The organism is Neomesorhizobium albiziae (assembly GCF_900114255.1).
Taxonomy (GTDB): Bacteria; Pseudomonadota; Alphaproteobacteria; order Rhizobiales; family Rhizobiaceae; genus Neomesorhizobium; species Neomesorhizobium albiziae.
In genome coordinates this window covers 200,493-221,682 of record NZ_FOSL01000005.1, presented here as the reverse complement: position 1 = coordinate 221,682, position 21,190 = coordinate 200,493, and the positions used below count along the sequence as shown (strand labels likewise).

Annotated in this window: 22 protein-coding genes; 10 read left to right on the top strand and 12 right to left on the bottom strand. The window is 62.5% G+C overall.

Features of this window, described 5'->3' with window-relative positions; genetic code table 11:
- Positions 1-24: 24 nt before the first annotated feature.
- Positions 25-225 (bottom strand): hypothetical protein, encoded by a 201-nt coding sequence (locus F3H98_RS11330; protein ID WP_149760245.1) that lies wholly within the window; start codon positions 223-225, stop codon positions 25-27.
- Between the two features lie 292 nt (positions 226-517).
- On the opposite strand from F3H98_RS11330, the gene F3H98_RS11325 reads away from it, so the two are divergent.
- Positions 518-1,015: a DUF2165 family protein gene (locus F3H98_RS11325; RefSeq protein WP_188130394.1), complete on the top strand. Its 498-nt coding sequence runs from the start codon at positions 518-520 to the stop codon at positions 1,013-1,015.
- Positions 1,016-1,021: 6 nt separating this feature from the next.
- On the opposite strand, the gene F3H98_RS11320 is transcribed toward F3H98_RS11325, so the two are convergent.
- The 4 genes from F3H98_RS11320 to F3H98_RS11305 all read right to left on the bottom strand — a co-directional run bounded on the left by F3H98_RS11320 (position 1,022) and on the right by F3H98_RS11305 (position 4,047).
- Positions 1,022-1,270 (bottom strand): ParB N-terminal domain-containing protein, encoded by a 249-nt coding sequence (locus F3H98_RS11320; RefSeq protein WP_149760243.1) that lies wholly within the window; start codon positions 1,268-1,270, stop codon positions 1,022-1,024.
- A gap of 155 nt (positions 1,271-1,425) precedes the next feature.
- The gene (locus F3H98_RS11315) at positions 1,426-2,997 is read right to left on the bottom strand and encodes a GMC family oxidoreductase (RefSeq protein WP_149760242.1); all 1,572 of its coding nucleotides are present in this window, start codon (positions 2,995-2,997) and stop codon (positions 1,426-1,428) included.
- 39 nt (positions 2,998-3,036) lie between these two features.
- Complete coding sequence (locus F3H98_RS11310) at positions 3,037-3,576, bottom strand: gluconate 2-dehydrogenase subunit 3 family protein (RefSeq protein WP_149760241.1); 540 nt, start codon at positions 3,574-3,576, stop codon at positions 3,037-3,039.
- A gap of 75 nt (positions 3,577-3,651) precedes the next feature.
- Positions 3,652-4,047, bottom strand: a complete 396-nt coding sequence (locus F3H98_RS11305) for a VOC family protein (RefSeq protein WP_149760240.1) — start codon at positions 4,045-4,047, stop codon at positions 3,652-3,654.
- Positions 4,048-4,261: 214 nt separating this feature from the next.
- Here F3H98_RS11305 and F3H98_RS11300 point away from each other — a divergent pair, with 214 nt between their 5' ends.
- Complete coding sequence (locus F3H98_RS11300) at positions 4,262-4,567, top strand: ribbon-helix-helix domain-containing protein (protein ID WP_149760239.1); 306 nt, start codon at positions 4,262-4,264, stop codon at positions 4,565-4,567.
- An 11-nt stretch (positions 4,568-4,578) separates the two neighbouring features.
- Here the strand turns inward: F3H98_RS11300 and F3H98_RS11295 are convergent, their stop codons facing one another.
- Positions 4,579-5,481, bottom strand: a complete 903-nt coding sequence (locus F3H98_RS11295) for a LysR substrate-binding domain-containing protein (protein WP_149760238.1) — start codon at positions 5,479-5,481, stop codon at positions 4,579-4,581.
- Positions 5,482-5,599: 118 nt separating this feature from the next.
- Here F3H98_RS11295 and F3H98_RS11290 point away from each other — a divergent pair, with 118 nt between their 5' ends.
- The 3 genes from F3H98_RS11290 (at position 5,600) to F3H98_RS11280 (ending at position 7,741) form a co-directional block, all read left to right on the top strand.
- On the top strand, positions 5,600-5,995 hold the full coding sequence (locus tag F3H98_RS11290; RefSeq protein ID WP_149760237.1) for a tautomerase family protein: 396 nt from the start codon (positions 5,600-5,602) through the stop codon (positions 5,993-5,995).
- Between the two features lie 103 nt (positions 5,996-6,098).
- A complete protein-coding gene (locus F3H98_RS11285; protein ID WP_149760236.1) occupies positions 6,099-7,343 on the top strand; it encodes a PQQ-dependent sugar dehydrogenase in 1,245 nt (414 codons plus the stop codon).
- A 65-nt stretch (positions 7,344-7,408) separates the two neighbouring features.
- A complete protein-coding gene (locus F3H98_RS11280) occupies positions 7,409-7,741 on the top strand; it encodes a c-type cytochrome (RefSeq protein ID WP_149760235.1) in 333 nt (110 codons plus the stop codon).
- Positions 7,742-7,763: 22 nt separating this feature from the next.
- On the opposite strand, the gene cckA is transcribed toward F3H98_RS11280, so the two are convergent.
- Positions 7,764-10,346 carry a cell cycle histidine kinase CckA gene (cckA, locus tag F3H98_RS11275; RefSeq protein ID WP_149760234.1) on the bottom strand — a complete coding sequence of 861 codons (2,583 nt, stop codon included), beginning with the start codon at positions 10,344-10,346 and terminating at the stop codon, positions 7,764-7,766.
- A 220-nt stretch (positions 10,347-10,566) separates the two neighbouring features.
- On the opposite strand from cckA, the gene F3H98_RS11270 reads away from it, so the two are divergent.
- Positions 10,567-11,367, top strand: coding sequence for a flagellar biosynthetic protein FliO (locus tag F3H98_RS11270; RefSeq protein ID WP_149760233.1), 801 nt, complete (start codon positions 10,567-10,569; stop codon positions 11,365-11,367).
- A gap of 89 nt (positions 11,368-11,456) precedes the next feature.
- Here the strand turns inward: F3H98_RS11270 and F3H98_RS11265 are convergent, their stop codons facing one another.
- On the bottom strand, positions 11,457-12,830 hold the full coding sequence (locus tag F3H98_RS11265) for a class II 3-deoxy-7-phosphoheptulonate synthase (RefSeq protein WP_149760232.1): 1,374 nt from the start codon (positions 12,828-12,830) through the stop codon (positions 11,457-11,459).
- Positions 12,831-13,143: 313 nt separating this feature from the next.
- Here F3H98_RS11265 and F3H98_RS11260 point away from each other — a divergent pair, with 313 nt between their 5' ends.
- A complete protein-coding gene (locus F3H98_RS11260) occupies positions 13,144-14,211 on the top strand; it encodes a PAS domain S-box protein (protein WP_149760231.1) in 1,068 nt (355 codons plus the stop codon).
- 17 nt (positions 14,212-14,228) lie between these two features.
- Here F3H98_RS11260 and F3H98_RS11255 read toward each other — a convergent pair whose 3' ends face one another.
- A complete protein-coding gene (locus F3H98_RS11255; protein ID WP_149760230.1) occupies positions 14,229-15,392 on the bottom strand; it encodes a gluconeogenesis factor YvcK family protein in 1,164 nt (387 codons plus the stop codon).
- A gap of 254 nt (positions 15,393-15,646) precedes the next feature.
- Between F3H98_RS11255 and F3H98_RS11250 the strand changes: the two genes are divergently transcribed.
- Positions 15,647-16,507 carry an alpha/beta hydrolase family protein gene (locus F3H98_RS11250; protein ID WP_188130401.1) on the top strand — a complete coding sequence of 287 codons (861 nt, stop codon included), beginning with the start codon at positions 15,647-15,649 and terminating at the stop codon, positions 16,505-16,507.
- Positions 16,508-16,522: 15 nt separating this feature from the next.
- Here F3H98_RS11250 and gor read toward each other — a convergent pair whose 3' ends face one another.
- The 3 genes from gor to rpiA all read right to left on the bottom strand — a co-directional run bounded on the left by gor (position 16,523) and on the right by rpiA (position 19,373).
- The gene (gene gor, locus F3H98_RS11245) at positions 16,523-17,914 is read right to left on the bottom strand and encodes a glutathione-disulfide reductase (protein ID WP_149760351.1); all 1,392 of its coding nucleotides are present in this window, start codon (positions 17,912-17,914) and stop codon (positions 16,523-16,525) included.
- Between the two features lie 121 nt (positions 17,915-18,035).
- The gene (locus F3H98_RS11240) at positions 18,036-18,656 is read right to left on the bottom strand and encodes a DUF2059 domain-containing protein (RefSeq protein WP_149760228.1); all 621 of its coding nucleotides are present in this window, start codon (positions 18,654-18,656) and stop codon (positions 18,036-18,038) included.
- A gap of 18 nt (positions 18,657-18,674) precedes the next feature.
- Positions 18,675-19,373: a ribose-5-phosphate isomerase RpiA gene (gene rpiA / locus F3H98_RS11235; RefSeq protein WP_149760227.1), complete on the bottom strand. Its 699-nt coding sequence runs from the start codon at positions 19,371-19,373 to the stop codon at positions 18,675-18,677.
- Between the two features lie 316 nt (positions 19,374-19,689).
- Between rpiA and F3H98_RS11230 the strand changes: the two genes are divergently transcribed.
- Both F3H98_RS11230 and F3H98_RS11225 read left to right on the top strand, forming a co-directional pair.
- Positions 19,690-20,373 (top strand): HAD family hydrolase, encoded by a 684-nt coding sequence (locus F3H98_RS11230; RefSeq protein ID WP_149760226.1) that lies wholly within the window; start codon positions 19,690-19,692, stop codon positions 20,371-20,373.
- A gap of 102 nt (positions 20,374-20,475) precedes the next feature.
- The gene (locus F3H98_RS11225) at positions 20,476-21,183 is read left to right on the top strand and encodes a methyltransferase family protein (protein ID WP_149760225.1); all 708 of its coding nucleotides are present in this window, start codon (positions 20,476-20,478) and stop codon (positions 21,181-21,183) included.
- Positions 21,184-21,190: the final 7 nt, after the last annotated feature.

Sequence of the window (21,190 nt, the reverse complement as noted above, 5' to 3'; positions counted from 1 at the left end):
TTCCGATCCGAACGAGAATTTAATTCAAAGGGAAATCGAACGGAAGGCGTTGTCCGATTTCAAGACTTCGTTGAACTCGTCGAGGTCGACATAAAAGACCTTGGTTATCTCACCGATCATCTCATCGGTGGGACAACCCCGCTTCCTGAGAATGCCAACGGCGGTCAGGATTTCGGCCCGATCCGTCAAGCGGCGTTTGGATGTGTCTTCGACGTAATGCAGCATTGGCTCCCCCCATCAGACCAAACCGCTGGAACCTGTACGAACACCTCTGCTTCTAAGTCCGCACGCTTGCGCGAGGCCGAAGCCTGCACGATGCCTGGAATCTGATTTGTTGCGCCCGAGACCGGTGACTCAACTCCCCGCAGGCAGTCTTACATGCGCAATGGCTCATATATCAAGATCGATATCATTGTTGTGCACACATACTCCGATGTCACAAACGATCGCCGTCAATCGTCATCTGGACAATCCCTGCCCTTCGATGCAAACCCGCAGCCATCCAATGGAGACGTCAATGACTGTCGCGGCCTCGCTCCTCCTGTTCAAATTCGTCCTTGCCGGTGGCCTTGCGCTGTGGCTGACGCTCGGCTTCTTCAACAATGTGATGGCGTTCGGGGCTGGCGTCGCCGCAATCGGCCGCCTCATGAACATGCAGATGTTCGAGCAACCGCCGGCCATCCAGCATCCCCTGCTGTCCCGGCGCACGGATAAGCCGATCCTGCATCTTCTGGTCTACAGCTTCGTCACGCTTATCGAGGGCGCTGCGGCCGTGTTGTTCTGGTACGCCGTCTTCGGGCTGGGCGGCGCCCTGTTTGCAGGCGCGGATGTCGGCGAAGCAGTGGCGCGCGCCAACCTGGCGCTGTCAGCGCTGGCGTTCATGTGTTTCATCATGCTTCTGGGCGGCGGCTGGTTCGCTTATCACATCCGCCAGGAAGGCATGCAACTGACCCACTTCACGCTGATCGGCCTTTCGGTCCTCGGCGCGATCGTCATGAACATGCCGCCCGTCTGAGCAAGATCAGTGCCGGCGTGCCTGAACGAGATAGCCGGCAATTGTCGTTTCGCCCAGCCATTTGCAAGCCTCCAGCCGGTGCAGACCTTCGACGAGAATAGGTCGCTTACCGTCATGGCGGACCATGATCGGCGACTTCAGGCCGTTTTCGAGAATGTCCTCGGCGAGCTTGCGCACCGTTTCGGGATGCAGCGTCTTGCGGCGTGCTGCCGGGACGTAGATGTCGTCGATCTTGAACTGCTCGATGCGCAGCATTTCTTCATCCCGGCGAAACGTCAGATACCGACATGATTAGAAGCTTCTCGCGGGAAGTCCATGGCTGGCGTCGCAGCGCCATCGCGTCATACGAAACCGGCGCGAAGGCATAAAAGCGTTCCGCGCCGGCCTGCCTTCGACCTGTATCGACGGTATCAGATAGTACCAGCCGCCATTTCCTTGGCGACGTAGTCGGCCTGGCGGATGGCCAGCGTGACGATGGTCAGCGTCGGGTTTTCTGCGCCGCCGGTGGTGAATTGGCTGCCGTCGGAGATGAACAGGTTCTTGACGTCATGCGTCTGCCCGAACTTGTTGACGACCCCGTCGGCCGCCTTCTCGCTCATCCGGTTGGTGCCGAGATTGTGGGTCGACGGATAGGGCGGCGTGGGGAAGCTGCGCGTCGCGCCGACCGCATCGTATAGCGCTATCCCCTGCTTGTAGGCGTGGTTGCGCATGGCGATGTCGTTCGGATGGTCCGTGAACCAGACATCCGGGATCGGCATGCCATGCTTGTCCTTCAGTTCGGCATGGAGCTTCACGGCGTTCTGTTCCTGCGGCATGTCCTCGCCGACGATCCACATGCCGGCCATGCTGTCGTAGTGGTCGAGCGCGGTGGTGAAGCCGCGGCCCCAGCCGCCGGGATTGAGGAAGGCCGCCATGAACGGAATGCCGAGCGCCAGGGTTTCCAGCTCGTAACCGCCGACGAAACCGCGACCCGGATCGTGTTTGGCCTCGTCGCGGATGATGCCGGCCATGGTGGTGCCGCGATAGAAATGCACCGGCTTGTCGAAGATTGCGTAGACCGAACCGGTGGTGTGGCGCATGTAGTTCTTGCCGACCTGGCCGGAAGAATTCGCCAATCCGTCGGGGAACATGGACGAGGCCGAATTCAAAAGCAGCCGCGGACTCTCGATCGAATTGCACGCGACACAGACAAGACGCGCCTTCTGGCTCTGCAGCTTGCCGTCCTTGTCGGCATAGACGACGGCGGTGATCTTGCCCGAGGCGTCATGCTCGATCTTCACCGCATGGCTGTTCGGCCTCACCTCCAGCTTGCCAGTCGCCTCGCCCTTGGGGATCTCGGCATAGAGCGTCGACCATTTGGCGCCCCATTTGCAGCCCTGGAAACAGAACCCGGTCTGCTGGCAACCCATGCGGCCGTCGCGTTCGCCCGAGTTGATGGCCATGTTGCCGGTGTGGCATTCCTTGTAGCCGAGCTTGTCGGCGCCCGCCTTGAACACCTTGAAATTGTTGTTGCCGGGCAGGCCTTCGATGCCATGCGTGCGGGTCACGCCCATCTTGTCCTCGGCCTTGTCGTAATAGGGTTCGAGGTCGGCGAGCGTGATCGGCCAGTCGAGCAGGCTGGCGCCCTCGACCTTGCCGTAATGGGTCAGCGTCTTGAACTCATGTTCCTGGAAGCGCAGCGAGGCCCCGGCCCAATGGGTGGTTGTGCCGCCGACAGCCTTGACTATCCACGCCGGCAGGTTGGGAAAGTCTTTTGAAACACGCCAGCCGCCGCCAGTGGTGCGGTTGTCGAGCCAGGCGAGCTGGGAGAACGAAGCCCACTCGTCGTTGATGAAATCCTCGTATTCGATGCGCGGGCCGGCTTCCAGAATGACAACGTCGATGCCCTTCTGCGCGAGTTCGTTGCCGAGCGTGCCGCCGCCGGCTCCCGAACCGATGATGACGACCACATGATCGTCGTTGAGATCATATTGTGCAGCCATGGTTTCCTCCCAAAGGCCATGAAGTTCCGGGAGCGGCGTTCAGAGCCACTCGATGTCGTCGAAGCCGCGCGACATGTAGCCGCCCTTCGAATAGGATTCGCCCTCGTAGCCGAACAGCGGCCAGACCTCCTTCTGGTTGTAGAGCCCGACGACGAGACCTCCGCGCACCGCCTGGAAGAACGGTGTGTCCTCGATCTGGGTAAGCAGCTTCACCCGCTCCTCTTCCCAGCCAAGGCCGGCATAACCGCCGTCGCCGGCCTTCTGGTCGAGGTCTGCAATGCCCTTCTCGATCAGGTCCTTGTGCGCGGCGTCCTTGGCGGCCAGTTCGTCATGGCTCTTCACCGCGATTGCGTAGAACCGGTCGGGAATCTGGTCGTGTGGATAGACGTCACGCGCCATCTGGATGAGCGTCGCCATCGTTTCAGGCTTCAGCGCTGTGGTTTCAAGCCCCCAGGCTTGTTGCGGGCTGATGACCGCGCTGCCGCTGATGACGAGCAGTGCGCCGGCGCCAATAGCGGTGCCGCGACGCAAGAGCTCGCGGCGCGAGAGCCCGGGCTTTGCTTCGTAGAGTGTGACCATGTTTTCCTCCCTTGCTTGCTGGTGGCGCCCGCGGGCGCGATTGGCTGGCTGGGACCGCCCTCCCGGCGGCCGTCCTCATCGGTAGCGGCCGTGCCGCTGCAGCACCTCGATCTGGTAACCATCGGGGTCGGCAACAAAGAAGAAGCGGGCAAGCAGCCCGCCGTCCTTGTTGAATTCGACTATTTTTCGGGGGCTGAGGCCCGACGCCTCGAAACGCTTGTGCTCGGCGTCGAGATCGTCAACTGCAAAGGCGACGTGGCCATAGCCGTCGCCAAGCGCATAGGGCTCCGCCCTGCCCTTGTTGATCGTCAGCTCGACCTCGAAGTCCGCATCGGGGTTGCGCAGGTAAACGAGCGTGAACGTGTCGAAATCCAGCCGGTCGGCGATGTCGAGGCCGAAAGCGGTCTTGTAGAAACTGACTGAACGGTCCTCGTCGAGAACCCTGATCATCGAATGGATTGCTTTCGCCAAATGGAATCTCCGGTTCGTCGCAACGTTTCGATCGACGCCGATTATGGGCCATTGGTCGGCAAACGGGTGGCAGCCGGTTACCACGGACTGAAAATTGGCGCCTACCAAGGACGAAAGTCCGATTGCCGTAACCGCCAGTTCGGCGGAAACTGCCGGGCAAACGACGGCAGGCGGCCAATCCCGCCCAAGACCAACAAGAACGGGAGAGATTCGCATGTGCAGGGTATTTGCCGGGCAGGACCCGGAGGGCTATCGGCAGGTCAACCGGTCAATCCGCATCGGCGGACACTCGACCAGCATCCAGCTTGAAACGACGTTCTGGACGCTGCTTGACGAAATCGCCCAGGGGCAGGATCTGACGACGCCAAAGTTCATCTCGAAGCTTTACGACGAAGCTATTGAGATCAATGGCGAAATACCGAATTTTGCTTCGATGCTGCGAACCACCTGCGCGCTCTATCTGCGCGGCCACCGACCAGGCGTGGCAGAGATCGCAGAGCTGAAAAGCAAGGCTGCCTGAAGCGCGGACAGCTATGCCGCCAGCGGCATGGCTGTCGTGACAGCCCTGACCTCCTGCAACACGATTTCGGCCAGCCGATCAGCCGGCGAACCTTTGTCGACGCCCGTCCGGTGCAGTGACAGCGAAAGCGACGGCAGTGCGGGCAATCCCGCCTCGCCCCCGCCCATGGCGCGAACACCCGATGGAAGGCCGATGCCGGTGCGGATCGTATAGCCGAGTCCGGCCGAAACCGCCGCCCAAAGACCGCCAAGACTGGGGCTGGTGAAAACGACGCGCCATGGAATGCCGGCCCGGTCGAGCACTGCCGTCGCCGCCGAGCGTACGATGCAAGGCGCTTCGAAAACCACCAGCGGCAACGGCTCGCCGCGTCCTGGCTGCCAGATGTCATGCGCGGTCGCCGGGCCGATCCAGCGCAATTGCACGTCCGAGACCGCGTCGCCGCGCGTGGCGTTGCTGCCATCGTTCCACACAAGCGCCAGATCGAGCCGGTTTTCGGCCGCCTGGCTCAGCAGTTCGGCGTTGCGTGCCACCCGCGCTTCGATACGCACTTTCGGATGGGCGCGAACGAAGCGCCCGAGAATGTCGGGCAATACTGCTTCGCCGAAGTCTTCCGGCATTCCGAGTCTTACCCAGCCTTCCAGATCGACGCCACGCATTGCAACCGCCGCCTCGTCGTTGAGATCGATCAGCCGGCGGGCGTAAGAGAGCATGGTCTCGCCAGCTTCCGTCAGCGCCAGGCCGCGGCCCGACTTGCGGAAAACGGCAGCGCCAGCCTGCTCTTCCAGCTTGCGCAACTGGGCGCTCACTGCCGAGGTCGACCGGCCAAGCCGATCCGCAGCCTGGGCAAAGCTGCCGAGTTCGACCCCGGTGACAAAACTGCGCAGCACATCAAGGTCGAAATTAATCCGGCTCACAGCAATCATCCTGTTTTCTGGAACAATATGTACAAAACTTCCTAATTTTCAGGATTATGGTGTGGGTCTATGGTCTTTCTGTCAAGCCCAACCGGGGCATCAACAAAGGACCAGGAAAATGCCGTTCGCACGCGTCACACTCCTCAAAGGTAAGTCGGATGAATACATTGCGGCCGTTTCCGACAGCATCCACCAGGCGCTGGTCGATGCTTTCGAGGTGCCGCCAACCGACAAGTTCCAGGCGTTCCACGAACTGGAGCCGGGCCGGCTGATTTTCGACCGTCATTATCTCGGCGGCCCGCGCTCAGACGATTTCCTTGTCATTGCCATCAGCGCCGGCCGGCCGCGTACGACGGCTACCAAGCAGGCGTTCTACAAGCGGCTGGTCGAGTTGCTTGCCGAAAAGCCTGGCCTGCGCAAGGAGGATGTGATGGTCGTCATCAGCATGTCGCAGCGGGAAGATTGGTCGTTTTCCAATGGTGAGGCTCAATTGTTGGCCGGCGCACCAGTATGAGCTTCTCCTACTATCGTCGGAGAGATTCCAGGCCCTAGCCAACTTCCCGGCACGCCAAGCGTGGTGTTAGGCTTCCACGCCTGGGGGCACCCGGGAGGAAAAAATGCGAAACAAGGCAGTTCTGTTGGCGGCGTTGATGGCAAGCGCCGCGACCACCGTTCATGCGCAGACCAATCTGGAAAAACTCTCCGCCTTCAAGAAGACCGGAACCACCGATTTCACCGTCATCGAACAGGGCGGCCAAAAGGCGGAGGCGATCAAGGCAACGCTGGCCAAGATCAAGCTGCCGGAAGGTTTCAAGATCGACCTCTATGCGATCGTGCCCGATGCCCGCCACATGGCCGTCGGCACGCAAGGCATCGTGACATTCGTCGGAACGCGCAAGACCAAGATCTGGGCCGTTACCGACCGCGACAAGGACCGTGTCGCCGACGAGGTGAAGGATTTTGCGCCGTCGATCGAATTCACCGTTCCGAACGGTCCCTGTTTCTCGCCTGAAGGCGTACTCTATGTCGCCGAGCAGAACCGGGTCCTGTCATTCCCGGCGGCCGAGTTCTTCTACGAAGGACCGGATGTCGCCGCCTTCAACGTGGTGAAGCAGGGCGAGCTCATCCCGGTGGACGAAGAAAGCTACAACCATACGGCGCGCGTCTGCCGCGTCGGTCCTGACGGCAAGCTCTATATTTCGCTCGGCCAGCCGTTCAACGTGCCGCCACCTGAAAAGCTCGACCTCTACAAGGAAAAGGGCATTTCCGGCATCATCCGGATCGGCCAGGACGGCTCCGGCCGCGAAGTCTTTACCACCGGCGTCCGCAATTCGGTTGGCCACGACTTCAATCCCAAAAATGGCGACCTCTGGTTCACCGACAATCAGGTCGATGGCCTGGGCGACGACCAGCCGCCCGGCGAACTGAACCGGCAGACGGCCGCCGGACAGAATTTCGGCTTCCCCTATTTCGGCGGCGGCACGGTTCGGACCAACGAATACAAGGATCAGGAGCCACCGGCGGATGCTGTTTTGCCCGCTGTCGAAATGGCGCCTCATGCCGCCGATCTCGGCATGACGTTTTATTCCGGCAAGCAATTCCCTGAAAAATATCGCGGTGGCATTTTCTCGGCCCAGCACGGCTCGTGGAACCGCACGACGCCGATCGGCGCACGCGTCATGTTCACCCCGGTCAATGAGGACGGAAGCGCCGGCGCAAGCGAAGTGTTCGCCGAAGGCTGGCTCGACGCCAATGGTGAATATTTCGGTCGCCCTGTCGATGTCGCGCCACTTCGCGACGGCTCTATCCTCGTCTCCGACGATCTGGTCGGCGCGGTGTACCGTATTTCCTACGGTAGCTGACCAGCACGAAGCTCCCGGGCTCCGGCCGATTTCCGGCCGGGGCCATTCCTGTCGGATTGGAAATCATGAGAAAACCGAGCCTTTTTCTGGCTGCAGCCGCAACCATACTGGCCTCTCAGGCTCCGTCCCATGCGGCGGACGCCAAGGCAGGCCGCGCTGTGGCTCGCGCAAAATGTCAAGTCTGCCATGGCATCGACGGCATCGCCAAGATGCCGGTGGCGCCGCATCTCGCTGGCGAGAGCGATATCTACCTGCAGACGCAATTGAAAGCATTCCGCACCGGAAAACGCGAAAACGAAATGATGTCGGTCGTGGCCAAAGGCTTGTCGGACGAGGACATCTCCAACGTGGCTGCCTGGTATGCTTCGATCGAGCTCAGCGTGAAGGTGCCGGAATGATGCAACGCGGCAGCGTACTTTCCTAATCGCTCTCCAGCACGTCCTTCACGACGGTTGCGAGTTGCTTCAGGGAGAACGGCTTCGGCAGGAAGCCGAACTTCGCGTCTTGAGGCAGGTTCCTGGCAAACGCGTCCTCGGCATAGCCGGAGACGAAGACGAATTTGATGTCGGGCTGCAGCTTGCGCAGCTCGCCAAGCAGTGTCGGGCCGTCCATCTCGGGCATCACGACATCGGAGACGACGATGTCGACCTTGCCGCCGAGCTCATGGAAGACCTCCAGCGCCTCGACGCCGGACGACGCCTCATGGACTGTGTAGCCGCGTGAGGTAAGCGCCCGTATCCCTCCCATGCGCACGGCATCCTCATCTTCGACCAGCAACACGGTGGCCGAACCGGAAAGATCTTTCGCAGCGTCGGGCGCCTTCGGCGCCGCAGCAACCGCTTCGGCGGCTTTCGCCTCTTCCTGGGTCTTCGCATCGACGACATGGCGCGGCAGGAAGATATGAAAAACCGTTCCCGAGCCGACTTCGGACGTGCAGAAGATGAAGCCGCCGGTCTGCTTTATGATGCCGTAGACCATCGACAGGCCGAGGCCGGTCCCCTTGCCGACTTCCTTGGTGGTGAAGAACGGCTCGAAGATTTTCTTCAGCACGTCCGGCGGAATGCCGGAGCCGTTGTCCTCGACCTCGACCAGCGCATAATCGCCGGGCACGAGCTCTCTGAAACCGTAGGAAGCACTCTCTTCAGAGGAGACGTTCTTGGTGCGGATGACGACTTCACCCCCGTCGGGCATGGCGTCGCGAGCATTGACGATGAGATTGACGATAACCTGCTCGAACTGCCCGATATCGGCCTTGACCGGCCACAGGTCGCGGCCATGGTCGACCCTGAGCTTGACGCCGGTGCCGACCAGCCTGGAAAGCAGCATGCGCAGATCGGCGAGCACGTCGGTAAGGTTGAGCACTTCCGGCCGCAGCGTCTGCTTGCGCGAGAAGGCGAGAAGCTGGCGCACAAGCGAGGCGGCCCGGTTGGCGTTCTGCTTGATATTCATGATGTCGGGGAATGACGGGTCCGACGGCCGGTGGTTGGTGAGCAAGAGATCCGACGCCATGATGATGGCGGTAAGAACATTGTTGAAGTCGTGCGCGATACCGCCGGCGAGTTGGCCGACCGCCTGCATTTTCTGGCTCTGCGCCATCTGGCCCTCGAGCGCCTTCTGCTCGGTCGTCTCGACGGCATAAACGATCGCGGCCTCTTCCGCCCCCTCCGCTCCGGCGCCGTCGGCGATCGCATTGACGTAGAAGCGCATATGGCGCTCCTCGTTATCGGGCAGCACGGTGTCGATGGGCGCGATCTCGGCCTGATGCTGCTTGGCCCTGTCGAGGGCGGCGGCGAAGAACGGACGGTCGCGCTCGTGGATGACCGTGTCGAGGCGGACATGGCGGTCGACGGCGTCGCGGTCGACGACTGTCGAGAAAAGCGACAGGAATGGCGCGTTGGTGCGCAGGATGCGGCCATCAGCATCGACGCCGGCAATCGCCATGGGCGTCGAGTTGAAGAAGCGCGTGAAGCGCACTTCCGCAGCCCGCAGGTCGGCCGAGCCGTCCTCTCCCTGGGTTCGGTTCAAGACAATGGTGCGGCTTGGGCCGGGCAGACCTTCGCGGCTCGCGCTTACCCGGTGCATGAAACGGACAGGCAGCGCCTCGCCTTTTGCCGTCGCCAGATCGAGATCGATGACCGCATTGCGGGTGGCACCCGGATCGGCCTTGACCGAGCGGATCAGCGCGATGCCGTCGCCGGCGACGATTTCGCGAAGGCTGGTCGAGCCCGGCGTGAAGCTCGCGAGGTCAAGACCCAGCCATTCGGCGAGCGTGGCGTTGATGTAGGTGACGCGGCCCTCCGGATCGGCGGCGAAGAAGCCTGCCGGCGCATGGTCGAGGTGATCGATCGCCTTCTGCAGGTCGAGAAAGAAGCGCTCCTGCTCGGCGCGCTCCCTGGAAATGTCGGCGAGCTGCCAGGACAGCAACGGCTGGCGCTGGCTCGGAATGTTGAACGTGCGGGCGCGGACCCTGTACCAGTGGGCGCCGGCATCCGAGCCCGGACGGATCGACTGCTGGAGGCGGAACTCGCCGTCGCCGGGCTGGCCGTCGCGAAGACCCGAAGCCAACCGGTAGACGACGGGCGACGCCTCGGGCACGTCGGAAAGCAGCGCTTCGACCGTCTTGACGTCGGCAGCCGAAGTGGCGCCAGTCATCGTCGCATAGGCGCGGTTGGCGTAGACGACGCGGCCCTTGGTGTCGGTGACGATGAGGCCCTGAGACATCGAATCGACAAACGACTTCGACAATTCGTCGGCGGTCGAGCGCGGCGCGATCTGCACGAAGCCGATCGCCGTGGCGAAGAGATAGCCGACGCCGATCATCGCCAGGATGCCGAGCATGCCAAGCAGGAACGGATCGCCGAGGCGCTCGCGGAACATGCCGAAAACGATGGCGGAGCCGGTCAAGACCACGATGAAGACGATCAGGCGCGTGATCACGCCCGGACGCGTGTTCTGGTCGACGATCGGCGCCGGATAAAAATCGTTACGAGTTTCCCTCGCCATCTGCCTGCCTGTGATTCCCGGCGTCCCGGCGCCCCTGCCGGGGTCCGGTTGAATCATATTCTTTCGGCAGGGAAAAGGCCCCGATGGAAAAAGCGCGGGAAAAACTCGGGGCTGTGGCGCTGTTTGAAACATCAACAGCGTAATGACCGATTGGCAACTTGCGGTCGCCCGTCGCAAGAGCATAAAGTGCCCGCGCTGCACGTACTGTCTGGAGGGCTCGATGCGGGACTGGCTTGAAGGAATTGCAGGCCCCGAATACGCCATGGCGCTGCTTTGGACCTTGCTTGCCCTGGTCGTGCTGGCAATCGTCCTGGTGGTCGTCAGACTGGTCCGCAACCTGACATTCGGCACCTTCGTGGCCGGCGGCCGCAACCGCAAGACCAGGCTCGCCGTGATGGACGCCACCGCCGTCGACAGCCACAGGCGGCTCGTCCTGGTGCGCCGCGACGACGTGGAACATCTGATCCTGATCGGCGGCCCGACCGACGTGGTGGTGGAGCAGGACATCAGGCTGCACCCGCAGCAGCGCCGGCCGATCCAGCACGCCCCCGACCACGAACAGGCGCCGCGCCCGGCGGAGCGCAGCCGCCCGACCGAAGTGGCGCAACAGCACGTGCCGCAGCCACGCGTGGCGCAGATCCCGCCCGCCCCTCCGCACCAGCAGCGCGAACCCGATCGCCACGCACCGCAGCTGGTGCGCCAACCACAGCCGGAACGCACAGTGCCTGAACGCGCGCCGCATCCGCCGGCGCATGAGACGCGGGCTCCGGCCTCGACCCCGGCTCCGCCGGCGGCGCGCATACCGGTCGCCGCCAACGCAGCCCCCACGCACTATCTCGGCTCGCGCGCCACACCCGTCGCAGCAAAGCCGCAGCCAGTCGACAACATCGATGATGCGCTGATGGAGGAGCTGGAGGTCAGTCTCGACAACGGCGCGGCCAAGAAGCCGGCGAAGCCTGAGCTGTCGCTCGAAGACGAAATGACCAAGCTGCTCGGCGAACTGTCCAGCCACAAGCGTTAGCCGTCAAAGGCAAGCATCGCGCGCAATAGAAAAAGCGCCGCCTGTCCGGGACAGGCAGCGCTTTTTTTTCGCGCTCGGGCGTGGCCGCCTTATTCGGCTGCCTGCGTGTGCGGCTGGCGCACATGGCCCTTCTTCAAGAGGTCGGAAGTCAGGAACGCCAGTTCGATCGCCTGATCGGCGTTGAGGCGCGGATCGCAATGCGTGTGGTAGCGGTCCTGCAGTTCCTCGGCCGTGATGGCGCGGGCGCCGCCGGTGCATTCGGTGACGTTGTTGCCCGTCATCTCGATGTGGATGCCGCCGGGATGCGTGCCCTCGGAACGGTGCACGTCGAAGAAGGACTGCACCTCCTTGAGGATGCGGTCGAACGGCCGGGTCTTATAGCCGGCCGCCGTGATGGTGTTTCCATGCATGGGGTCGCACGACCACACGACCTTGCGGCCTTCCTTTTCGACGGCGCGGATGAGCTTCGGCAGATGTTCACCCACCTTGTCGGCGCCGAAGCGCGCGATCAGCGTCAACCGGCCAGCTTCGTTTTCCGGATTGAGCAGGTCGATGAGTTGCAACAAGCCGTCCGGCGTCAGCGACGGGCCGCACTTCAGGCCGAGCGGGTTCTTGATGCCGCGGCAGTATTCGACATGCGCATGGTCGGGCTGGCGGGTGCGGTCGCCGATCCAGATCATGTGGCCGGAGGTCGCGTACCAGTCGCCCGAGGTGGAATCGACGCGCGTCAACGCCTCCTCATAGCCGAGCAGAAGCGCCTCGTGGCTGGTGTAGAAATCGGTCTCACGCAGCGCATAATTGGTCTCCGACGTGATGCCCACGGCGCGCATGAAATCCATCGTCTCGGTGATGCGGTTGGCCAGCGCCTCGTAGCGTTCGCCCTGCGGGCTGTCGGAAACGAAGCCAAGCATCCATTTGTGGACGTTTTCCAGATTGGCGTAACCGCCCTGCGCGAAGGCGCGCAGAAGGTTGAGGGTCGCCGCCGACTGGCGGTAAGCCATTTCCTGGCGCGCCGGATCGGGCACGCGCGACTTCTCGTCGAAGCCGGTGCCGTTGATGATGTCGCCGCGGTAGCTCGGCAGGGTCACGCCGTCCTTGGTCTCGTTGTCGGACGAGCGCGGCTTGGCGAACTGGCCGGCGATGCGCCCGACCTTCACCACAGGCTGGGCGCCGGCGAAAGTCAGCACCACCGACATCTGCAGGAAGACGCGGAAGAAGTCGCGGATGTTGTCGGCGCCGTGTTCGGCGAAGCTTTCCGCGCAGTCGCCGCCCTGAAGCAGGAAGGCCTCGCCATTGGCAACGGCAGCAAGCTGCTTCTTCAGCTTGCGCGCCTCACCTGCAAAAACGAGCGGCGGAAAGGTGGCAAGACGAGCCTCGGTCTCGGCCAGCGCGGCCGCGTCCGGATAGGCCGGCACCTGCTGGATCGGCATTGCTCTCCAGGAATTCGGTGACCATTTCGTCATTGTCGTACCCAACGTTGCTTGTCCGAGCAGGCAACAATCGCCCGCGTTTGCGCCCTCATATAGGGATGGCGGCTCATTACACGAAGCCGCAGAGCTATTCTAGACCGCTTTTGGACAGGAGGCGATGCCGTGTTCGTCCCTTCGTTCCTCCTGTCGCCCGGGGTGGTTGCATCGGCCCCTGCCCGGAGAGTTCGCATTTCCAATGGGTACGCTTGCTGACCGTTGGACGCGATCTTTTCCGGTATTGCCGCGGAGGCATCGCTCCATATTTAATAAGCAACATTGAACTCAAGCCCCGCAAAGGCGCCGAACCATGGCCAAAGTCGTCAACATTCGGGAGACGAAGGTAGCGGACGCCGACGCCCGGCTCGCCGCGATCGTCGACTCTTCGTTCGACGCGATAATCAGCAAGAACCTCAACAGCATCATCACCAGTTGGAACAAGGCAGCGGAGCGCCTGTTCGGCTATTCCGCGGATGAGGTGATCGGACGTTCGATCCTGTTGCTTATTCCGGACCATCTGCGCGGCGAAGAAACCGAGATCATCGAAAGAGTGCGCAACGGCGAACGGGTCGCCAGCTACGAGACAATCCGCCGCCGCAAGGACGGCACGCTGATTTCGGTGTCGCTGACGGTCTCGCCCATCAGAAACAGCGATGGCGAGATCGTTGGCGCATCCAAGATCGCCAGGGACATCACCGAGGCGAAGGAAAGCGAGCGCCGGATCAAATTGCTCATGCGGGAGGTCAACCACCGCGTGAAGAACCAGTTCGCGGTGATCCTTTCGATCATCCGGGAAACCAGCAAACGCTCCGCGGACCCGCAGGAATTCGAAGAACGGGTCCGCGACCGGATCATGGCGCTTTCGCGTTCGCACGACCTGCTGGTGACGTCGGACTGGTCCGGGGCGAGCCTGTTCGAACTGATCCAGGAACATCTGGCACCCTTCGGCCACGAGCAGCAGATCAATCTGTCAGGCCCGCTCATCACGGTGCAACCCAATGCGGTTCAGCATCTGGGCATGGCATTTCATGAGCTTGGAACCAATTCGTCGAAATACGGCGCGCTGGCGAGCGATGTCGGTAAAGTCGTCGTTACCTGGCAGGTGACAACCACGGCCGCCGGCCAAAACGAAATCCAGCTGGTGTGGGACGAAACATCGGTGCCGCATCCCGAAAGTGACGCAGGTGAGTCACGCCGCGGTTTCGGCAGCGTCGTTCTGAAGCGAGTAACGCCGATGGCGCTCAGCGGTTCGGCTATTCTGGAGCGGTCGCCGGGGCACCTCAAATGGTCGCTTGCAGCGCCGCTTGAGGCCGTGGTGGTTCCGCACGTCACTGAAGCAGAGCAGATGCCCACCGACGATCCGAGCTTCTATATGTAGGAGCCCACAATCCAGGTTTAACCTCGGGCAGCCTCGGCCACCTCGACCAGGGCCGCGGCGATCGTGCGGCCATCGTGCTGGCCACGGTTCCAGGCATCCTCGAAATCGCTGGAGATGCGCACGATGCCGTTGGCCTTGCACAGCCGGTCGAGGCCACCGCTCCGCAGGTAACGGAACTTGCCGACCGTCTTTTCGAACGGGAAAAGCTCGCGGTTGTCGATGACATGCGTGAGCGGCGAAACAGTGCCTACCTTCCGCTTCCAGGTGGCAAGAAACACTTCGACCAGCCCGGCAAGGTCAACGCCGGTGGTTTCGGCGCATTCGAGAATGTTGCCGACGAAGATTTTGGGCGCGCGGCGGTTGCCGGCGATGGCCTCGCCTATCCCGTCGACCAGAAGATGCGGCAGGATGCTGGTGTAAAAACTGCCGGGACCGAAGACGATGGCATCGGCGGCGGCAATCGCCGGGATGACCGCGTCGTTGGCCGTGACCGGCGAACCGCCGGCAGACAACCGTATGTCGGCGACGCCGACCGCGGCATCCGCATCGGAAAGCCGGGTCACCAGATGCTGCCCGAACAATTCGCGGCCATCCCTGAGCGTGGCGCCAAGCTCAATGCCATTACCAACTGAGACCGGCCACACAAAGCCGTCGATGGAGCAGAGCTTCCGGAACACGAACACAGCGGTGTTGATGTCGGATTGGTGGGCGATGAAGGCGCCGGCCAGGATAAAATTGCCGATCGAACCGTTGCGGAAATCGAAATCGCCCGGAATGTGGCGGCCGAACAGATTGAGATAATTCAGGATAGCGCCGCGCAGACCGGGTTCCATGCGCTGCAAAAGCGGGTGATCGCCGCGCGCATAATAATCGAACTCGAAACGGGCCTCCGCATTGCCGAGCGCGCTCGACAGACGGGCGTTGAAGATCTTCACCACATCGCCAGCCCTGCCCTCGCCATGCGCCATGGTCATCAGGGCCTGGCGGATGTCGCCGACCGGCAGCATGCCGAACGCCTCGCGGATGACCTTGGAGCTGCCGCCGCTGTCCCATGCCGGAACGATGCGGGTCAGTTCCACGGGCTGCTTGCAAAGCGATATGTTGATGTTGCGGCAGGCGCTGCCGCCCGAAAAAAGCACGATGCGGAACGGGCCTCTTTCGACTTCAGACGATTGCGGCATGGTTCATCCTGGAACTGAGGCCGCCCATGATTGGCAGCCCGTTTTCCCTGCATGTCTTGGCCGGGGCTCCCCTGTCAACTGGCGGCATTCCATCAGCAAGACCACTTGACTTTGACGTTAACGTAAATGGTAACATCAAAGTTCGGGTGGGAGGAATATCCGTGCATAATAACAAAGCTGTCCGGCAATCCGGGGATGGAGCAGACGACAAAAGGGACACCGGATCACCGCTGTTTTCCGTGACGCAGCGCGACATCGCCATCCCGACCCCCGACGGCTTTCCGCTCGCCGGCACGCTTTTCGAAGGCGATGGCAGAAAGCCGCTGGTGCTGATCTCCTCGGCCACCGCCGTACCGCGCGGTCTCTATGCTGCTTTCGCGAAGGCCTCGGTGGAGGCCGGCGCGCGCGCAGCACTTGTCTACGATTACCGCGGCACCGGCGGCTCGGTGCGGCCGAAAGGCTGGGAAAAGCGCATCGGCATGAAGGACTGGGCGCTGCGCGACCTGCCTGCGGCGGCCGCGGCCCTCGACGCGATTGCGCCCGGCCACGAGATGGTCGGCGTCGGACAGTCCTATGGCGGCCAGGCGCTCGGGCTTTGCGGCATTTCCGGACGTTTCAAACGCTACGGCATGGTGGCGACGATGTCGGGTTACCTCGGCGACCTGAACGATCGATGGGCCGGGCCGCGCATGATGCTGGTCGGCGTGCCGCTGTCTTATCTGTTTACCGACATGCCGCGCTGGATGGGGCTCGGCGAGCCTATCCCGGCAAGCGTTTTCCGCGATTGGGCGCGCTGGTGCCGGCATCGCCATTACTTCTTTGGCGACCCCTCGTTTGCCGAGACCGCCCGCTACCGCAACGTGCGCACGCCGATCCTGGCTTTCGGGCTGACCGACGATATCTGGGGCACGCCGAAAGCGGTTGCAGCGCTGATGCGGCGCTACGAGAACGCGCCGGTCGAGGAGCGCTGGATCTCGCCCGAAGATGCTGGCGGGCAGCAGATCGGCCATCTCGGTTTCTTTCGCTCCCGCTTTGCCGATGTGCTGTGGCCTCAGTTCATCGGCTGGCTGCTCGACGCAACCCCGGTTACGCTCGGCGAACGACGGAAACCCTGATATCCGCAGCCGGGCTCAGATGTCGCGGGCGCCGTTCCTGACGCGGTAGCTCGGCGTATACATGGTGACCAGTTCTTCCGCCGCGGTCGGGTGCACCGCCATGGTGTTGTCGAAGTCGTCCTTGGTGAGACCGGCCTTCAGGGAAATGCCCAGCAGTTGCGCCATCTCGCCAGCGTCGGGACCGAGCACATGAGCGCCAAGCACCAGCCGCGTGTCGGTGTCGACGATGAGTTTCACCAGCATCTTTTCGTCGCGGCCGGCAAGCGTGTTGCGCATGGGCCGGAACGCCGCGCGATAAACCTCGATGTCGTCGAAACGGGTCGAGGCTTCGTCCTCGGAAAGGCCGACCGTGCCGATTTCAGGCTGCGAGAAGACCGCCGTCGGCACGGTCTTGTGGTCGGGCCTGGTCGGCTTGTCGCGGAACGCCGTGTCAACGAAGCACATCGCTTCGTGGATCGCCACCGGTGTAAGCTGCACCCGGTTGGTGACATCGCCGATCGCCCAGATGTTCTTGACAGTGGTGCGCGAGAACTTGTCGACCACGATCTCGCCAAGCTTGCCGAGCTCGACGCCGGCGGCTTCGAGGCCGAGGTTCTCGGTGTTGGGAATGCGGCCGATCGCCAGCATGACCTGGTCGGCGGTGACCACCTCGCCACCGAACAGATGCGCGTCGAGGCGGCCGTCGGGGCGCTTGTCGATGGACGTGAAGTGTTCGTGGCAAAGGATGCGGATACCCTTCTTCGCCATGGTATCATGCAGCATGCGCCGCAGATCCATGTCGAAGCGCTGCAGGATTTCCTTGCCGCGATAGACCAGCGTCGTCTCGACGCCGAGGCCGTGGAAGATATTGGCGAACTCGACCGCGATGTAGCCGCCGCCGGCAATCACGATCGCCTTGGGCAGTTCCCGCAGATCGAAAGCCTCGTTGGAGAAGATGCAGTGCTCGTGCCCCGGCAGTGCGGCATGCGGATTGGGCCGGCCGCCGGTGGCGATGAGGATCTGGTCGGCGGTGACGGTGCGGTTTTCCGCCTCGATGCGAACGGTGTGGGCGTCGAGCAGCACGGCGCGCGAATGAAACGCCTCGCCGCCGGCCTTTTCGACACCGTGCTGGTAGAGACCTTCGAGCCGCGAGATTTCGCGCTCCTTGTTGGCGACTAGGGTGCGCCAGTCGAAACTTGCCTCGGGCACAGTCCAACCATAGCCGGCTGCGTCGGCGAAATGTTCGGGGAACTGCGAGGCGTAGACATAGAGCTTTTTCGGCACGCAGCCGCGGATGACGCAGGTGCCGCCGTAGCGGAACTCCTCGGCGATGGCGACGCGCTTGCCCAGCCCCGCCGTCACACGCGCGGCCCGTACCCCGCCCGAGCCGCCGCCGATGACAAAAAGATCGTAGTCGTAACTGGCCATGGCGCTGCCCTCACTGTCATGCTGCGTTGCCACAGGTAGAGGTCTGCCGCCAAAAAGAAAAGCCCGGCGCGGAACCGGGCTTTGTCTTTCTTTTGAGGCCGAAATCAGCCGAATTGATCGATCAGTTGGAGGTGCCTTCGGCAGGCGCCGGCGCCTCAGTGCCGGGCGCGGCACCATCGACGGGAGCGATCGGCGGCGTCGCCTGGCTGCCATCCTGGGCAGGCAGTTCGAGCGGCGCGGCGTTCTTAAGCGTCGCGGTAAGCGACTCGCCGACCGCCTGGGCCAGGTCGCGGGCGACGCCGTTCTGCCAGATGTTGGCCGCCTTGATCAGCTCGCGGGTGACGATCGGACCGTCGGAGAGAAGCTTGAGTCCGGTTTCGGACTGGTAGAAGGCGGCGATCTCGGAGCACTGCTCTTCCTTGAAGACGCGCGCATAGGCAAGGCCTGCCTCGCGCTCGAGGTCGCCGCGGCGCGACACCATCTTGATCGTCTGTTCGTCGACAGTCTTGACGATCAGATCCTGAAGGTCGGGATTTTTCTGGATAAGCTGCGTCTTCAGCGCCTGTGCGGCAGTCGGCAGAATGCCATCGTACTGGTCGGTCGCGTTGATCGCGTCGACGGCCGCGCGGCAAGCCTTCAGGTGGCTATCGGAAATGTCCTGGGCGAATGCCGCACCGGAAAGCAGGCTCACGACGGCCGCGAGGCTAATGGTGATACGGCGCGCGCGCTTGGCAAAGGTCATGGCAGATCGAACTCCTGGTTAGCGGGCCGCGTGCAAAGTCTTGATCCCGTCGGCGCCCGCAAGAATGACCGCGGTCGCCAGTTCCAGGAAAAGACCATGCTCGACGACGCCGGGGATGGCGTGCAGAGCCTCGGAAAGCGCTCTTGTATCCGGAATGCGGCCAAAAGATGCATCGAGGATCAAATGTCCGCCGTCTGTAACAAAAGGTTCGCCGTTCGTCATCCTCAATGTCAGGGCGCCGTCGAGGCCGAGTTTCGCGGCGGCGCGGCCAATCGCAATCTCGGTCGCCTTCAGCCCGAACCTGTTGACTTCGATCGGCAGCGGGAAGCGGCCGAGCGTTTCGACCAGCTTGGAACGGTCGGCAATCACGATCACGCGGGCCGAGGCCGCGGCGACGATCTTTTCGCGCAGCAGCGCGCCGCCGCCACCCTTGATCAATGTGAGTTCCGCATCGACCTCGTCGGCGCCGTCGATGGTGAGGTCGAGTTCAGGCATTTCGTCGAGCGTGGCGAGCGGCACGCCAAGTTGCACGCACAAAGCTGCGGTGCGTTCCGACGTCGGCACGCCGGTGACCGCCATGCCGGCCGCGACCTTTTCGGCCAGAAGCCGCACGAACTCTTCCGCCGTCGAGCCGGTGCCGATGCCAAGCCGCATGCCGCTCTCGACATAGCTAAGTGCCGCGCGCGCGGCTTCGATCTTCAGCGCTCTTGCATCCATGGAATTGACGTCCGGCCTTCTTTGACGGGCCGCTCCTAGCATCTTTGGACGGGGTGGCAAAGGATTTCGCGGCCGTTTCAAGGCCACAGGCGCTTGCCTATCGGAATCGCGCGGGTTATCCGGCTAGTGGAGCGAATTTGACATTCGTATTCCAGCTGACATCACACGTTCGGTGCGAATGTCAAATTCAAGCTCCACTAGAACCGTGTATCTGCTAGTGGTCCTTTGATTCCAACATTCGCCTGCGTGGCCTGTTTCAGCGGGATGCGAATGTTGGAATCGGGCCACTAGGGACGAAAACTCAGGCGAAGCACGAATGAACAAACCAATCGTGGTTTTCGATCTTGACGGGACGCTGATCGACACCGCGCCCGACCTGATCGACAGCCTGAATCACAGCCTCGGCTCTGGCGGCGTCGCACTTGCCGACCCTGCGGGTTTCCGCACCTATGCCGGCCAGGGCGGCCGGGTGATGATCGAGCGCGCGTTCGCGGCGCAGAAAAAGGCGCTGTTCAGCGACGAGCACGACCGGCTGTATACGCTTTTCCTCGACCACTATAACGACAACATGCCGGGCAAGTCGCGCCCCTACCCCGGTGTCATGGATGCCATCGCGCGCTTCGAAGCGGCTGATTACCTTATGGCGATCTGCACCAACAAGCCGGAACGATTTTCGAAGAAGCTGATCGCCGGGCTGGGGATGAGCCGCCATTTCGCGGCCAATTGCGGCCAGGACACTTTCGCGTTCCGCAAGCCGGATCCCCGCCATCTGACCGAGACAATCAGGATGGCCGGTGGCGACCCCGCGCGGGCGCTGATGATCGGCGATTCGCGCAACGACATCGACACAGCGAAGGCCGCCGGCATCCCGGTGGTTGCCGTCGACTTCGGTTACACCGACCGCCATGTCAGGGAATTCGAGCCCTCGCGCATCATCTCGCATTTCGACGAATTGACCGTCGACCTCGCCGAGCGCCTGATCGCCGCCGCCGCCGGCTGAACCGTTCAACCTGGAAAACGCACCAATTTAGACACCGCAACGCACGGTTTTTTAAACTAATCGAGTTACCACCGAAGCCATCCTAAGCGGGGGCTTGAACGGATGGACACCAAGCAAGATTTGCCGTGGCGGCTGGCTGCGGCGGGCGATTTTCTCGGCAGGGCCGGCATTGTCGCATATTTCAGCTGGGCGGCCTCGATAAGGGTCAGCACCATCTATGCCGGCATCGCCAACTGGTCGACGCTGGCAATCGACCACAAGGCGTTGTGGCTGCTTTCCCAGATAGCCGTGCTGCTGTTTCTCCTGCTGGTCGTCGTCACGACGTTTTTCCGGCTGAAGCCGATCCAGTCGGCTGACGGGATCGAACCCCGCATCACGGCGCTCGCGGGCACCTTCCTGCTCGGCCTTCTGTCGTTTACCTCAAGCTCGACACCGCCGCCTGCCGTAGCCGCACTTGGACTCGCGCTGGTAATGGGCGGCTTTGCTCTTTCGACCTATGTGCTGTTCTGGCTCGGCCGCTCGTTCAGCATCATGGCGGAAGCCAGGCGGCTGGTGACGTCCGGGCCTTACGCGGTCGTACGGCATCCGCTCTACCTGACCGAGGAACTGGCGATCATCGGCGTTGTCCTCCTCGATTTCACCTTGCCCGGCCTCGCCATCGGCATCGTCCACTGGTGCCTCCAGTTGCGCCGGATGCACAATGAAGAGCGCGTGCTGAGAGCTGCATTCCCCGAATACGAGGCTTATGCGGCGACAACGCCGCGGGTCATCCCGCAGCTCTTCCGGCCGCTGCTGCGCGGCACCGCCTGACGGGAGG

Coding starts and splice junctions, on each gene's coding strand:
- F3H98_RS11330 (WP_149760245.1), bottom strand. CDS start 225: ATGCTGCATTACGTCGAAGACACATCCAAACGCCGCTTGACGGATCGG.
- F3H98_RS11325 (WP_188130394.1), top strand. CDS start 518: ATGACTGTCGCGGCCTCGCTCCTCCTGTTCAAATTCGTCCTTGCCGGT.
- F3H98_RS11320 (WP_149760243.1), bottom strand. CDS start 1,270: ATGCTGCGCATCGAGCAGTTCAAGATCGACGACATCTACGTCCCGGCA.
- F3H98_RS11315 (WP_149760242.1), bottom strand. CDS start 2,997: ATGGCTGCACAATATGATCTCAACGACGATCATGTGGTCGTCATCATC.
- F3H98_RS11310 (WP_149760241.1), bottom strand. CDS start 3,576: ATGGTCACACTCTACGAAGCAAAGCCCGGGCTCTCGCGCCGCGAGCTC.
- F3H98_RS11300 (WP_149760239.1), top strand. CDS start 4,262: ATGTGCAGGGTATTTGCCGGGCAGGACCCGGAGGGCTATCGGCAGGTC.
- F3H98_RS11290 (WP_149760237.1), top strand. CDS start 5,600: ATGCCGTTCGCACGCGTCACACTCCTCAAAGGTAAGTCGGATGAATAC.
- F3H98_RS11285 (WP_149760236.1), top strand. CDS start 6,099: ATGCGAAACAAGGCAGTTCTGTTGGCGGCGTTGATGGCAAGCGCCGCG.
- F3H98_RS11280 (WP_149760235.1), top strand. CDS start 7,409: ATGAGAAAACCGAGCCTTTTTCTGGCTGCAGCCGCAACCATACTGGCC.
- cckA (WP_149760234.1), bottom strand. CDS start 10,346: ATGGCGAGGGAAACTCGTAACGATTTTTATCCGGCGCCGATCGTCGAC.
- F3H98_RS11270 (WP_149760233.1), top strand. CDS start 10,567: ATGCGGGACTGGCTTGAAGGAATTGCAGGCCCCGAATACGCCATGGCG.
- F3H98_RS11265 (WP_149760232.1), bottom strand. CDS start 12,830: ATGACGAAATGGTCACCGAATTCCTGGAGAGCAATGCCGATCCAGCAG.
- F3H98_RS11260 (WP_149760231.1), top strand. CDS start 13,144: ATGGCCAAAGTCGTCAACATTCGGGAGACGAAGGTAGCGGACGCCGAC.
- F3H98_RS11255 (WP_149760230.1), bottom strand. CDS start 15,392: ATGCCGCAATCGTCTGAAGTCGAAAGAGGCCCGTTCCGCATCGTGCTT.
- gor (WP_149760351.1), bottom strand. CDS start 17,914: ATGGCCAGTTACGACTACGATCTTTTTGTCATCGGCGGCGGCTCGGGC.
- F3H98_RS11240 (WP_149760228.1), bottom strand. CDS start 18,656: ATGACCTTTGCCAAGCGCGCGCGCCGTATCACCATTAGCCTCGCGGCC.
- rpiA (WP_149760227.1), bottom strand. CDS start 19,373: ATGGATGCAAGAGCGCTGAAGATCGAAGCCGCGCGCGCGGCACTTAGC.
- F3H98_RS11230 (WP_149760226.1), top strand. CDS start 19,690: ATGAACAAACCAATCGTGGTTTTCGATCTTGACGGGACGCTGATCGAC.
- F3H98_RS11225 (WP_149760225.1), top strand. CDS start 20,476: ATGGACACCAAGCAAGATTTGCCGTGGCGGCTGGCTGCGGCGGGCGAT.